Source organism: uncultured Algimonas sp., assembly GCF_947498175.1.
In the GTDB taxonomy this organism is placed as follows: Bacteria; Pseudomonadota; Alphaproteobacteria; order Caulobacterales; family Maricaulaceae; genus Litorimonas.
In genome coordinates this window covers 382,394-394,738 of sequence record NZ_CANMJB010000001.1, presented here as the reverse complement: position 1 = coordinate 394,738, position 12,345 = coordinate 382,394, and the positions used below count along the sequence as shown (strand labels likewise).

General features: G+C 64.9%; 14 protein-coding genes. 5 read left to right on the top strand and 9 right to left on the bottom strand.

Annotation, left to right across the window (positions count from 1 at the left end):
- Window positions 1–9 precede the first annotated feature (9 nt).
- Complete coding sequence (locus Q0718_RS01945) at window positions 10–630, bottom strand: XRE family transcriptional regulator (protein ID WP_298912666.1); 621 nt, start codon at window positions 628–630, stop codon at window positions 10–12.
- Between the two features lie 87 nt (window positions 631–717).
- On the opposite strand from Q0718_RS01945, the gene cysG reads away from it, so the two are divergent.
- Genes cysG through Q0718_RS01920 form a run of 5 tightly spaced genes read left to right on the top strand, consistent with a single transcriptional unit; the run spans window position 718 to window position 5,194 of the window.
- The gene (cysG, locus tag Q0718_RS01940; protein WP_298912662.1) at window positions 718–2,079 is read left to right on the top strand and encodes a siroheme synthase CysG; all 1,362 of its coding nucleotides are present in this window, start codon (window positions 718–720) and stop codon (window positions 2,077–2,079) included.
- A complete protein-coding gene (locus Q0718_RS01935) occupies window positions 2,076–2,372 on the top strand; it encodes a DUF2849 domain-containing protein (RefSeq protein ID WP_298912659.1) in 297 nt (98 codons plus the stop codon). The genes cysG and Q0718_RS01935 overlap by 4 nt, the downstream gene beginning before the upstream one ends.
- Window positions 2,372–4,018, top strand: a complete 1,647-nt coding sequence (locus Q0718_RS01930; RefSeq protein WP_298912656.1) for a nitrite/sulfite reductase — start codon at window positions 2,372–2,374, stop codon at window positions 4,016–4,018. Before Q0718_RS01935 ends, Q0718_RS01930 begins: the two co-directional genes overlap by 1 nt.
- Entirely contained in the window at window positions 4,005–4,499 is a 495-nt protein-coding gene (locus Q0718_RS01925; RefSeq protein ID WP_298912653.1) for a DUF934 domain-containing protein, read from the top strand. Before Q0718_RS01930 ends, Q0718_RS01925 begins: the two co-directional genes overlap by 14 nt.
- Entirely contained in the window at window positions 4,496–5,194 is a 699-nt protein-coding gene (locus tag Q0718_RS01920) for a phosphoadenylyl-sulfate reductase (protein WP_298912966.1), read from the top strand. The genes Q0718_RS01925 and Q0718_RS01920 overlap by 4 nt, the downstream gene beginning before the upstream one ends.
- 182 nt (window positions 5,195–5,376) lie before the next feature.
- Here Q0718_RS01920 and hisIE read toward each other — a convergent pair whose 3' ends face one another.
- From hisIE to Q0718_RS01880, 8 genes are read right to left on the bottom strand one after another with little or no spacing between them, the layout of a single operon-like run.
- Window positions 5,377–5,970, bottom strand: coding sequence for a bifunctional phosphoribosyl-AMP cyclohydrolase/phosphoribosyl-ATP diphosphatase HisIE (gene hisIE, locus Q0718_RS01915; protein ID WP_298912650.1), 594 nt, complete (start codon window positions 5,968–5,970; stop codon window positions 5,377–5,379).
- Window positions 5,967–6,734, bottom strand: coding sequence for an imidazole glycerol phosphate synthase subunit HisF (hisF, locus tag Q0718_RS01910; protein ID WP_298912647.1), 768 nt, complete (start codon window positions 6,732–6,734; stop codon window positions 5,967–5,969). The genes hisIE and hisF overlap by 4 nt, the downstream gene beginning before the upstream one ends.
- On the bottom strand, window positions 6,728–7,465 hold the full coding sequence (gene hisA / locus Q0718_RS01905) for a 1-(5-phosphoribosyl)-5-[(5-phosphoribosylamino)methylideneamino]imidazole-4-carboxamide isomerase (protein WP_298912644.1): 738 nt from the start codon (window positions 7,463–7,465) through the stop codon (window positions 6,728–6,730). The genes hisF and hisA overlap by 7 nt, the downstream gene beginning before the upstream one ends.
- Window positions 7,462–8,055 (bottom strand): imidazole glycerol phosphate synthase subunit HisH, encoded by a 594-nt coding sequence (gene hisH / locus Q0718_RS01900; protein ID WP_298912641.1) that lies wholly within the window; start codon window positions 8,053–8,055, stop codon window positions 7,462–7,464. Before hisH ends, hisA begins: the two co-directional genes overlap by 4 nt.
- 2 nt (window positions 8,056–8,057) lie before the next feature.
- Window positions 8,058–9,689 carry a histidinol-phosphate transaminase gene (gene hisC / locus Q0718_RS01895; RefSeq protein ID WP_298912638.1) on the bottom strand — a complete coding sequence of 544 codons (1,632 nt, stop codon included), beginning with the start codon at window positions 9,687–9,689 and terminating at the stop codon, window positions 8,058–8,060.
- Window positions 9,686–10,984, bottom strand: a complete 1,299-nt coding sequence (gene hisD, locus Q0718_RS01890; RefSeq protein WP_298912635.1) for a histidinol dehydrogenase — start codon at window positions 10,982–10,984, stop codon at window positions 9,686–9,688. Before hisD ends, hisC begins: the two co-directional genes overlap by 4 nt.
- Window positions 10,984–11,877 (bottom strand): ATP phosphoribosyltransferase, encoded by an 894-nt coding sequence (gene hisG / locus Q0718_RS01885; RefSeq protein ID WP_298912633.1) that lies wholly within the window; start codon window positions 11,875–11,877, stop codon window positions 10,984–10,986. Before hisG ends, hisD begins: the two co-directional genes overlap by 1 nt.
- Window positions 11,874–12,152, bottom strand: coding sequence for a YerC/YecD family TrpR-related protein (locus Q0718_RS01880; RefSeq protein ID WP_298912631.1), 279 nt, complete (start codon window positions 12,150–12,152; stop codon window positions 11,874–11,876). The genes hisG and Q0718_RS01880 overlap by 4 nt, the downstream gene beginning before the upstream one ends.
- Window positions 12,153–12,345: the final 193 nt, after the last annotated feature.

Genomic DNA, 12,345 nt, shown 5'->3' with positions numbered 1-12,345 from the left:
GAACCGCCATCATCCCGCCCGGACACTGTGGGCGAGGATGTTGACCATCGTCGCATGGGCGGGGACGTCGCCGACATTGCGGATCCCGTGTGGCCGGTCGGCCCGGTAGCGCAATGTTTCCCCTTCAACGGCGCGCCAAGCCTCGTTTCCGATCCGGACCTCCAATGTGCCTGCCAGAACCGTCAGGTTCTCGACCGAACCGAGCGGGTGGGCCGAGCTGGCCAACTCGCCGCCGGGTTGGGCCCGGAAATCATAGACCTGCACGAATTCGACCGTTTCCAGCGCGCCGATGATGCGCAATTCGCACAAGCCGTCGTCGGACGTCAGGCGCGGAACGTCCTGTATCCGGGCATGCTGGACGAGGGCGCTTTCCGCCGGACCGGTCGCGAACATGGCTTCGACGCTGGTGCCGAGGGCCTGGCTCAGGCGCGAAAGGGTCGCGACCGTCGGATTGCTTTCGTTCTTTTCGATCTGGCTGATCATGGACTTGGCGACGCCGGACATCTCGGAGAGTTCGCCCAAGGACAGCTGATCGGCTTTGCGCAGGCGAGAAATCGTCTCGCCCAGCTTTTCGGACAGAGCGTCCGTTTCGGGGCAGGGCATGCGGCGGGCGCGGCTTTTGCGGGTCATGACAGCTTCGTGAGGTTTTTGGGGTGGAAGTGCATCAGGGTGTTCGATATATAGAACGCCACGAACTTTCAAGAGAACGACTTCGCCATGCGGTACCTTCCGATCCATATCGACCTCAAGGACAAGACCGTGCTGGTCTTCGGAGACGGCCCGGCCGCCGAAGCCAAGCTGCGCACGCTGATGAAGACCGACGCCCGCTTGGTCGCCGTGGCGGACACGCCGAGCACGGAAATGGCGCTGTGGGCCAGAGAGGGACATATCGAGATATCGGCCGACGCCGACCTGGCGACCGCGACGCTCGTCTATGCCGCGACGGAAGACGAGACCGAGAACCTGCGCATCGCCGGGCGGGCGCGGGCGTTGCGCATTCCGGTCAATGCCGCGGATCAGCCAGCGGGTTGCGATTTCATCACGCCGGCCATCGTGGACCGCACACCTGTCGCCATATCCATCGGCACGGAAGGCACGGCGCCGGGACTGGCGCGCGCCCTCAAGAGCGATCTCGAAGCGCGCCTGCCCAGCGATCTCGGACAAACGTCCCGGCATATCAAGGCACTGCGCGACACGCTTAAAGTCGAGGAGCCGGATATCGCCAAACGGCAGGCCGTCTGGGCCGACGTGCTCGGCGCGGGACTGAACGACCTGACCTCTCTGAACGCCGACGCCGTGTCCGAGCGTTACGACGCCGTCCGGGCCGGCTCCGCGTCCGGTCAGGGCCATGTCCACATCGTCGGGGCGGGGCCGGGAGATCCGGACCTTCTGACGGTCGGAGCGCTACGCGCTATGCACAGCGCCGATGTCGTGGTCTATGACCGCCTCGTCAGCGAGCCCGTCCTGTCGCTCTGCCGTCGCGAAGCCGAATTCGTCTATGTCGGCAAGCAAGCGGGCGAAGCGTCCACGCGGCAGGACGAAATCAACCGCATCCTCGTCGAGAAAGCGCATGAGGGCTACCGCGTCGTCCGGCTGAAATCCGGCGATCCGCTCGTCTTCGGCCGCGCGGAGGAGGAATTCGCCGCGCTGGACGCCGCGCGGATCGGTTTCACCATCCATCCCGGCATCACGGCCGCGGCCGCGGCCGCCGCATCGATCAGGCACAGCCTGACCGTGCGCGGGGAGAACACCGCCGCCGTGCTGGCCACCGGTCATGACGAAAACGGCTTTGCGGAGCTGGACTGGGCCTCGCTGGCCGAGCCGGGCGCGCGGGCGACCATCTATATGGGTCTGCGCGCCGCCCGCTTCATCCAGGGCCGCTTGATGCTGCACGGCGCGCGTCCGACCACACCGGTCGCGGTCGTGGAGAACGCGTCGCGTCCCGACGAGGTCGTGCTGCAGACCACGCTGGGCGACCTGCCCGACGATCTGGTCACGCACGGCATCTCCGGCCCAGCCGTACTGATGATCGGCTATGCGCGCCGCGCCGCCCAAGCTCACTTGAAGGCGGCCTCGTGAGCACGCTGAAACACAAGGGAAAAGGTCCGCAGGCGATGACTGCCAATGAGCTTCGGTCCGGCCTATCGGTCTGGATGACGAAGGATTTCGGGTGGTCGCGTGACTACCGGGACGCGCTGCTGACGGAAGACGAGGCCACGATCGAGAGGATGGACGAAGTCGCCAGGGCGGCGGAGCTCGTCAACGACGTGGTCGGCGCCTATTTCATCGACACGGTGGACGGCAAGCCGGCGCGTTACCGCGAACGCTTCCGCACCCACGGTCCAACTTATGACACAGCGGAGCTGATCTAATGTACCGCTACGACGAATTCGACGCGACGTTCGTGGAAAGCCGCGTGGCGCAGTTCCGGGGTCAAGTGGAACGCCGTCTCGATGGTCGCCTCTCCGAGGCGGAGTTCCGCCCGCTGCGCCTGATGAACGGCCTCTATCTGCAGCTTCACGCCTACATGTTACGGGTCGCCGTCCCATACGGCACGCTGCGGTCGGACCAGTTGAGGATGCTCGCCCATCTCGCTGATAGATATGACAAAGGCTATGGCCACGTCACGACGCGTCAGAACATGCAATTCAACTGGCCGAAGCTGGAAGACGTGCCGGACATGCTCTCGGATCTGGCCAGCGTGGAGATGCATGCCATCCAGACCAGCGGCAATTGCATCCGCAACGTGACCTGCGATCCCTATGCCGGGGCGGCTGCGGACGAGATCGAAGACCCTCGCCCGCTCGCCGAGCTGCTGCGCCAATGGTCGATGCTGCACCCGGAATTTTCGTTCCTGCCGCGCAAGTTCAAGATCGCCGTGACCGGCGCGCCGACCCATGACCGCGCCATGGTGCGCGCTCACGATATCGGCATCGAAGTGGTTCGCGGCGTCGAAGGCGAGGTCGGCTATCACATCATCGTCGGAGGCGGCTTGGGCCGGACGCCCGTGATCGGCCAAACCTTGCGCGTTTTCTGCCCCAAGGACGAATTGCTGCCCTATCTGGAGGCGACGATGCGGGTCTACAACCGCTTCGGTCGGCGCGACAACAAGTACAAGGCCCGGATCAAGATTTTGGTCCGCGAGACCGGGATCGAGGAGTTCCGCTTCCTGGTGGACGAGGAGTTCAAGGCCTTGCCCGCGAGCAAGATCATGGTGGGCCAAGCCGAGCGCGACCGCATCGCCGCCTATTTCGCTCCGCCGGACTATGCCAATGACATCAAGGCCTTCGACCTGTCCGCTCAACCCGAAGCGTTCCGGAAATGGGTCGACACCAATGTCGTGCCGCACATCCAGCCGGGCTACGCCATCGTCAATATCAGCCTGAAGGATCCGGACCGCGCGCCGGGCGACATTACGGCGGACCAAATGCGCGCCGTCGCCGATCTGGCCGACGCGCACAGCATCGGCGAAATCCGAACGACGCATCAGCAGAACATGGTCCTCGCCCATGTGCGCCAAGACGAGTTGCGCGCCGTCTGGGACGGGCTGGTCAAGGCCGATCTGGAAGATGCCAACATAAATCTGATCGGCGACATCATCTGCTGCCCCGGCATGGATTTCTGCGCGCTGGCGACGGCGCGTTCCATCCCGGTCAGCCAAGCCATCGCCGAACGGTTCAACGACCATGCCCGCCAGCAGGCGATCGGCGAAATGCAGATCAAGATCTCCGGCTGCATCAATGCGTGCGGCCACCACCATGTCGGCCATATCGGCATTCTGGGGCTAGAAAAGGCGGGCGTCGAATTCTACCAGGTCACGCTGGGTGGCGACGCGACGCAAACGGCGGCCATCGGCGACAAGATGGGCGCGGGGTTCTCTCAGGACGAGCTGATCGACGGCATCGAACGCATCGTCGATTTCTACATGGGCCAGCGGACGGAGGGCGAACGGTTCCTCGACACCTACCGCCGCCTCGGCACCCCGGCTTTCAAGGAGGCGCTTTATGCCGACGCTTGAGCTTATCCGCCCGACGGGCGTGGAAGCGGACGCGACCCTTCCGCTCGATTTCGACGCATCCCGCAATGACGACATCGAGGCGCTGCGTCTGCCGCCCGATGCCGATCTGTCCCAGATCGAGGACGCGCTGCCGCGCATCAAGTCGATCTTCGTGGCGTTCGATGCCTTTACCGATGGGCGCGGCTTCAGTCTCGCCCGCCTCCTGCGCCAGCGTTACGGCTATGACGGTCTGCTCGTGGCGGACGGACAGCTGATCCCCGACCAGTTCGCCTTCGCTCTGCAATGCGGGTTCGATGCCGTGCGCGTCGCCGAGGGCGAGTTGAAGCGCCACACGCCGGAGGCCTGGACCGACGCGCTGGACGCCTTCGACCTGACCTATCAGCGCGGTTATGCCGTCGCGGCGGGTCCGGCGACCAACATTTTCGACGCTCGCCTGACAGCGATGGAGGCAGGCCAGACCGCCGACCCTTTTTCGGTCTGAGCGCGGAAGCCGCGCTCGCCAAGGCCATCGAGACCCACGCGGGCGACATCTTCCTCGCCAGTTCGCTGGGCGCGGACAGCGCCGTCCTGCTGCACATGGTCAGCCGCATCCGCCCGGACCTGCCGATCTACTTCCTCGATACGGGCAAGCATTTCCGCCAGACGCTGGCCTATCGCGACACGCTGGTCGACCGGCTGGGCCTGACCAATTTCATCAACGTCCATCCCGACCCGGACCAGTTGCGCGACGTCGACCCGACGGGCGACCTGCACGAAACCATGCCCGACGCGTGCTGTGCCGTGCGCAAGGTCGAGCCGCTCAAACATGCCGTCGGGCGTTACGGAGCGCAGATTACGGGCCGCAAACGCTACCAGACGCCGGAACGCGCGGAAATGCCGATCTACGAGGATCTGCGCGACGCGGGCGAAGGCATGGTGAAGATCAATCCGCTGGCCTATTGGTCGGCGAAAGACGTGACCGCCTACATTCGCCGCCACGACCTGCCGCCCCATCCCATGTTCGCCCTCGGTTACCCCTCCATCGGCTGCCAGCCCTGCACGACCCGCGTCTCCGAAGGCGAAGACCCTCGCGCCGGCCGGTGGCGCGGCCAAGGCAAGACGGAATGCGGCATCCACATGGTGGACGGAAAATGGCAGCCGGTGCGGCGCGAAGTGAAGACGTTCGAGGCGTTCTGATCGGCGCGCGGCGCGCTTTCATTGCAGGCGGTTTTAGAAGCGGGATCGCGAATGGGCTCAAGTCTGTCCCGAGCTATATTGACGGGCTTTGTAGAGGCCCGGCCCCAAGACCGATCCAGCGGACCCGCGCTCGTCATGTGAATGTCGACGCTGACAGACCCGGCATTGAATGCCGGTGACGATCAGCGGTGGCGGTCTCGGAGAACGTCTATCACCTCCGCCAAGGCAACATCCTTCGCCGCCAGCAACACAAGCAAATGGTAGATCAGATCCGCCGCTTCGCCCCGGAATGCGTCATCGCCTTCCGCCACGGCGGCGAGCGCGGTTTCCACGCCCTCTTCGCCGACCTTCTGTGCGGCCTTGACGAGCGGGCCTTGCAAGAGCTTCGCCGTGTAGCTCTCTGACGGATCGGCGTTTTTTCTCTCCCGAACTAGCTTGTCGAGATAGGCCAGAAAACCCGCGCCTTCCGCTCCGCCTTCGCCGAAGCACGACGTCGTGCCGAGGTGACAGGTCGGCCCGGCGGGGCGCGCCTTGACCAGAAGCGTGTCTGCGTCGCAATCGACCTCGACGGAGACGAGCGAAAGCGTGTTCCCGCTCGTTTCGCCCTTCGTCCAGAGCGCATCGCGGCTGCGCGAATGGAAGGTGACGAGCCCGGTGTCCCGTGTCTTGGCCAGCGCGGCTTCGTTCATGTAGCCCAGCATCAGGACCTGCAGCGTGTCCGCATCCTGCACGACGGCCGGGACCAATCCGCCGCCCTTGTTCCAGTCGACCCTCATCGCCGCATCTCCACGCCCGCCTCGGCCAGATCGCGTTTCAGGTCGGGAATGGCGATGATCCGCTTGTGGAAAACGGAGGCGGCCAGGGCTCCGTCCACATCCGCCTGCTTGAAGACCGCTTCGAAATGGTCCGTCGCCCCAGCCCCGCCGGACGCGATCAGCGGCACATCGCATATGCCGCGAACGGCCTTGAGTTGCGCGATGTCATAGCCCTTGCGCACCCCGTCGCGGTTCATGCAGTTTAGGACGATTTCGCCCGCACCGCGGTCTTGCACTTCGCGCACCCAATCGAGCGTGTCCCGTCCGGTTTCGCGGGTTCGGCCCGGGTCGCCCGTATGGCTCTTGACGCGGTAGGCGCCGTCTTGCTCGAACGTGTCGATGCCGGCCACGATGCATTGGCGGCCGAAGGCCTGCTGCAACTCGTCTATGAGCGTGGGACGGAGCAGGGCCGGGGAGTTGACCGAAATCTTGTCGGCTCCGGCGGCGAGGCGCTCTCCGGCGACCGCGACCCCGTCGATCCCGCCGGCGACGCAGAAGGGGATGTCGAGTTCCCGGCTGACGCGCCGGATCCAGTCCGTGCCGACGGTCCGGTCATCCGTGGAGGCGGTGATGTCGTAGAAGACCAGCTCGTCCGCGCCTTCGTCGCGGTAGCGCGCGGCCAGTTCGACGATGTCGCCGACATCCTCGTGATTGCGGAACTGCACGCCTTTCACGACACGGCCGTCGCGGACGTCGAGGCAGGGAATGATCCGCTTGGCTAGCATCCTAGCGCTTCACCGACGGTGAAGTTGCCCTCGTAAAGCGCGCGTCCGATGATGATGCCGTAAGGGTCCAGCGCCTTGAGTTCCCTTACATGGTCCAGCGTGCCGACGCCGCCCGACGTAATCAGGTCCAGCGTCGGATAATCTCTCAAGATCGTCTCGTAGAGCTTTGTATTGCCACCGGTCTCCGCACCGTCACGGCCGATGTCGGTGACGAGGATCGTCTTGAGCCCCGAGCCCGAATAGCCGTCGAGCAATTCGAAAAACGGCGTTTCGCTCGCTTCAGTCCAACCTTTGATGGCCGGATAGGCGACGCCGCGATCGTCCAGATTGACGTCGAAGGCCAGCACGATGCGGTCCGGGCCGAGCTCGTTGATCCAGCGGCGGATCATGATCGGTTGCGTGACGGCGAGGCTGCCGATCACGACGCGGTCCACGCCCTGGTCCAGCAAACGCCGGACCATGCCGATATCGCGGACGCCGCCGCCCGACTGCACTTTCAGCCCGCCATCGCGCGCGATCCGGCCGATAAGCTCGGCCTGCGAGAGGGAGCCGTTCTTCGCGCCGTCCAGATCGACGACATGGACCCATTGGGCGCCGGCGTCGGCATAGGACCGCGCGACCTCCACCGGATCGGCGTCATACTCCGTCTTGGCATCGAACCGGCCTTTGAGCAGGCGCACGCAGCGGCCGTTCATCAGGTCGATGGCGGGGAAGATCGCGGAAGAGCTCATAGGGCGGCGAAGGCTTTCAGGATGGCGGCTCCGGCATCGGAGCTGCGCTCCGGGTGGAACTGACAGCCTCTGACATTGCCATGCCGGACGATCGCGGAAAAGGGCGAACCGTAGGACGTCATGGCCAAAGTATGGGTGGAGACCGGCGCAGCATAGGAATGGACGAAATAGGCGTGGTCGCCCTCGGACAGTTCCGCGGTCAGAGAGTCGTCCGCAATATCGGTCAATCGGTTCCAACCCATGTGCGGCGAGGGGAGGTCCTTCGTGTCGAGCGCGCTCACCCGCCCCGGGATCAAGCCGAGACCTTTCGTGACGACGCCGCCTTCGGCCAAATCGTCGAACAGAAGCTGCATACCCAGGCAGATGCCCAGAACGGGCTGGGTGAGGGCGCGCAGCGTGTCGGTCAGCCCGGCCGCGTCGATCCGTTCCATCGCATAGGGGGCCGCGCCGACGCCGGGGATCAGCACGCGGTCGGCGGCGGCGATCCGGTCGGGGTCGTCGCTGATCGTGCTTGTGATGCCGAGCCGGTCGAAGGCAAAGCCGACCGACGCCAGATTGGCGCATTTGGTGTCCACGATCAGCACAGACATGACTACAGCACGCCCTTGGTGGACGGCATGTCGGTTCCGGACACGGCCAGAGCCGGGCGCAGGGCGCGGCCGACGCCCTTGAAGCAGGCCTCGATCATGTGATGGCTGTTCTCGCCCTCGACCTCGATCTGGATTGCCGCGCCCAGCGTCTGCGCCAGACTGGCGAAGAAGTGCGGGCACATCTCCACGGCGAATTCGCCGACATGGTCGGTCGGGAAGTCGCCCTTGAAGGTCGCGGCTGGGCGGCCGGACAGGTCGATGGCGACACGCGCCTGCGTCTCGTCCATCGGCATGACGAAGCCGTAGCGTCCAATCCCGGTGCGGTCGCCCAGCGCCTGTTTCATGGCCGAGCCGAGCGCCAGCGCCGTGTCTTCCACCGTGTGGTGGGCGTCGATCTCCAGATCGCCTTTGACCACGCAGGTCAGGCCGAGCCCGCCATGTTTGGCGATCTGTTCCAACATGTGGTCGTAGAAGCCCAGGCCCGTATCGATCCGAACCTCGCCCGGATCGTCCAGATTGACGCGGATGGCGACGTCGGTTTCCTTGGTCGTGCGGAAGGTCTCCCCGATGCGCTGCGGCTGGGTTGCAGGTGTCACGACGCCAAATGCGGCGAGGGCGAGGTCGTTCTCCTCCGGCGTGCCGATGGACAGGCGAAAATGGCCGGGCAGTTTGCTCCGGAAGTCGCGGATGCGGATGTTCGCGGCATCGAGCTTGGCCAACATGGTGTTGGCATCCGCCGCCTCGAACAGGATGAAGTTTGCGTCCGAATTATATGATTTCGCAACGAATTCCGAGCGCGGTAGCAAATCGGCGACGCGGTCTCGCTCTGACATAAGGATGGCGCGGCGGCGTTCGATCACGGCCATGGCCGGGGCGGATAGGGCCGCCATGGCCGTGTCGATGACTGGCTTGGGCACGGGATAGGGCGGCATGACCTTGAGCATCAGCTCGATCACGGACTTGTCCGCAATGGCGGCCCCTAGACGCACGCCCGCAAGGCCGTAGAGCTTGGACAATGTCCGGGTCACGACCAGATTGCGCGGACGCCGGTCGGCAAAGCTCGGACGGTCCGAAAACTCGATATAGGCCTCGTCCAGCACGACTAGCCCGTCGCTCGCCTCGCAGACGCGCAAAATGTCGGCGTCGTCCAGAGAATGCCCCGTCGGGTTATTGGGCGAGCAGAGAAAGATGATCTTCGGCTGTTCCCCCGAGACCGCGTCCACGACGGCATCCATATCGGGCAGGAAATCATCGCCGCCAGGCACGTCGATGACGCCGCAATCGTTGAGCGAGGCAACGGTGTTGAAGAAGGAAAAAGTGGGGGAAGACAGCAGAATGCGGTCCTGTCCTGGCGTACAGAATGTCCGCACCAGCACATCGATGGCTTCGTCGGCCCCGCGACCCATGGCGATCTCGCTGGGCTTCACGCCGTAAATGTCGGCCAGCCTTTGGCGCAGGGCCGGGGGCTGCTGACCCGGATAGCGGTTATAGCCCGCAACCGCGGCGGTACCCGGCGGCGGTGCCCAGGGGCTTTCATTGGCATCCAAGTGTAGCGCGCCCGTCGACTCGCCGCGCGCGGAATAGGCCGTCATGGCGACGATGTTCGGCCGCGCGATCTGTTCAGCCCAATTCATGACAATGCCTCCAGCCGCAGTGTCACGGCGTTGCGGTGCGCGTCCAGGCCTTCCATCTCCGCCAGCCGCTCGACCACCGGGCCGAGCCGCTTCAGCCCCGCCTTGCTAAGCTGTTGAACCGACACATACTTCAGAAAGCTGTCCAGCGTGATGCCGGAATAGGCCCGCGCCGCGCCATTGGTGGGCAGCGTGTGGTTCGTGCCCGACGCATAGTCGCCCACGCTTTCGGGCGTCCAAGGGCCGAGAAAGATCGATCCGGCATGGCGGATAGCGGGAACGAGCAGTTCGGGCCGCTCCATCTGCACGATCAGATGTTCGGGCGCGTAGCGGTTGACGATGTCGACAATGTCCGCGCGTTCGTCCGTCACGATCAGGCGCGCATGAGAGAGCGCCTCGGCGGCGATGTCGCGGCGGCTCAGGCGCGCCAGTTGACGATCCAGTTCGACTTCCACCGCATCGGCCACGTCCGGGCAACAGGACACACACAGCACCTGCGCGACCCGGTCATGCTCGGCCTGGCTGAGCAGGTCGGACGCGATGAAGGCCGGATCGGACGCCTCGTCGCAAATCACCATGGCCTCGGATGGACCCGCTGGCATGTCGATGGCCGGACCGCCCGGCGCGGACGAGACGAGCGCCTTGGCGGCGGCGACATAGGCGTTGCCGGGGCCGAAGATCTTGTCGCAGCGCGGGATAGTCTCCGTGCCGTAGGCGAGGGCGGCGATGGCCTGCGCCCCACCCACGGCGAACACGTCCGTGACCTTGCAACGCCAGGCGCAGGCGAGGATCACCGGATCGATCCGGCCGTCCTTGCCGGGCGGCGTGACGACAACGCGGCGGCGTACGCCCGCCACTTTGGCCGGGGTCGCCAGCATGATGAGAGTAGAGACAAGCGGCGCCGTTCCACCCGGCACATAAAGCCCGGCGGATTCGATGGCCCGCACTTCGCGGCGGCAGACCACGCCCGGCTCGGTCTCAACCTCCACATCCGCGGGCATCTGCGCGGCGTGGAAGGCTTTGACGTTGCGGCGCGCATGTTCGATCACCGACTGGTCGCGCGCATCCAGCGCGTTCCAGGCGGCTTCCAGTTCCGCGTCCGGCACGCGCAGCGTCACGGCGGCGTCCGTGTCGAACCGGCGCGTATACTCCGTCAGTGCCGCATCGCCGCGCGCTTTGACCTCCGACAGGATCTCGGCCACGCGCCCCATCAGCGCCGGATCGGAGACACCTTCGGGGCGGGCGAGGGCGCGCGTGCGCGCGTCCGCATCCATGTCTGTCCAGTCATAGCGGCGCATCAGCTCATCAACTTCTCGATCGGCAAGACCAGAATGGCGCGGGCACCGAGCGCCTTGAGGTCTTCCAGCGTCTCCCAGAAGACGGTCTCGGTGCAGACGGCCTGCACGGCGACCATGTCGTCCCGCCCGGCCAGCGGCATGACGGTCGGAGCGTCCGAACCCGGCAGCAGGGCGCTGATCGCATCGACCTCGGCCTTGGGCGCGTTGAGCATGATATATTTCGATCCCGACGATGTGGTGACCCCTTCGATTCGCCGCAGCAGCTTGTCGAGCAGATCCGCCTTCGCGGCGGGAAGGGCGCGTGTGCTGCGGATCAGCACGGCCTCGGACTCCAGAATGGTCTCGAACGCGGCCAGCCCGTTGGCTTCCAGCGTCGCGCCGGAGGAGACCAGATCACAGATGCTCTCCGCCACGCCAATGGACGGGGCCAGCTCGACCGCTCCTTTCATCTCGACCAGCTTGGCGTCGATGCCGCGTTCGGACAGGAAGCGCCGCGTCACGCCCGGATAGGTCGTCGCGATACGCGTGCTAGACAAATCGTCCGCCGACTGAACGGTACCGCGTTCCGGGGCGGCCAGGCACAGACGGCAGCGCGAGAAGCCGAGCCGCATCGCGATCTGCGCATCCAGTTCGCCCGTCAGCTGCTCCTCGACCAGCACATTCTCCCCGACGATGCCGATATCGGCGGCGTCATTGGACACGAAGGAGGGGATGTCGTCATCGCGCACCAGCAACAGGTCCACCGGCATATTCTTCACACGCGCCAGCAACCCGCCGCCCCGGATGGCGAAGCGCAGGCCGCAGGCCTTGAGCAGCGCGAAGCTGTCATCGGCCAGCCGCCCTTTCTTCTGCAAAGCGATCAGCAGCCGTTCTTCCGACGGTTTGGCGATCATTTCATCTGCTCCAGCATGAGGCGATATCCGCCATGGGGTTCTTCCTTGAGGAAACGCGACACGCGGCTGATGGTCGTCGTGCTGACGCCCGTCTCCGCACTGATCTCGCGGTAGCTCATCTCGCCCTCCGCCAGCATCTGCGCCACCCGCCAGCGCTCGGCAAGCGCGCGCATTTCCGCAGGCGTGCAGAGATCGACCAGCACGGCGCGCATGGCGTCGGCATCGTCTATGCGTGCGAGCGCGTCGCAGAGATTGTCGAGTGTTAGGTCGGTCATAGTTCCGTGTGAATGTGTTAGCGCACTAATACGCTTTCAAAACACACGGTCAACCGTCGATACTGTTGTTCTATATAAAACGAAGCTTCCCTATGTCGCGTCTCCCCGAAGCGGGTCGGTATGAGAGTAGGCTCAGTCGGAAATCTCTTGCCGAAAATTTCCAGCGACGTCTCACAGACGACAAGACCGATCA

Bases quoted from the DNA above. Each gene is read 5' to 3' on its own strand.
- Q0718_RS01945 (WP_298912666.1), bottom strand. From the start codon at position 630: ATGACCCGCAAAAGCCGCGCCCGCCGCATGCCCTGCCCCGAAACGGAC.
- cysG (WP_298912662.1), top strand. From the start codon at position 718: ATGCGGTACCTTCCGATCCATATCGACCTCAAGGACAAGACCGTGCTG.
- Q0718_RS01930 (WP_298912656.1), top strand. From the start codon at position 2,372: ATGTACCGCTACGACGAATTCGACGCGACGTTCGTGGAAAGCCGCGTG.
- Q0718_RS01925 (WP_298912653.1), top strand. From the start codon at position 4,005: ATGCCGACGCTTGAGCTTATCCGCCCGACGGGCGTGGAAGCGGACGCG.
- hisIE (WP_298912650.1), bottom strand. From the start codon at position 5,970: ATGAGGGTCGACTGGAACAAGGGCGGCGGATTGGTCCCGGCCGTCGTG.
- hisF (WP_298912647.1), bottom strand. From the start codon at position 6,734: ATGCTAGCCAAGCGGATCATTCCCTGCCTCGACGTCCGCGACGGCCGT.
- hisA (WP_298912644.1), bottom strand. From the start codon at position 7,465: ATGAGCTCTTCCGCGATCTTCCCCGCCATCGACCTGATGAACGGCCGC.
- hisH (WP_298912641.1), bottom strand. From the start codon at position 8,055: ATGTCTGTGCTGATCGTGGACACCAAATGCGCCAATCTGGCGTCGGTC.
- hisC (WP_298912638.1), bottom strand. From the start codon at position 9,689: ATGAATTGGGCTGAACAGATCGCGCGGCCGAACATCGTCGCCATGACG.
- hisD (WP_298912635.1), bottom strand. From the start codon at position 10,984: ATGCGCCGCTATGACTGGACAGACATGGATGCGGACGCGCGCACGCGC.
- hisG (WP_298912633.1), bottom strand. From the start codon at position 11,877: ATGATCGCCAAACCGTCGGAAGAACGGCTGCTGATCGCTTTGCAGAAG.
- Q0718_RS01880 (WP_298912631.1), bottom strand. From the start codon at position 12,152: ATGACCGACCTAACACTCGACAATCTCTGCGACGCGCTCGCACGCATA.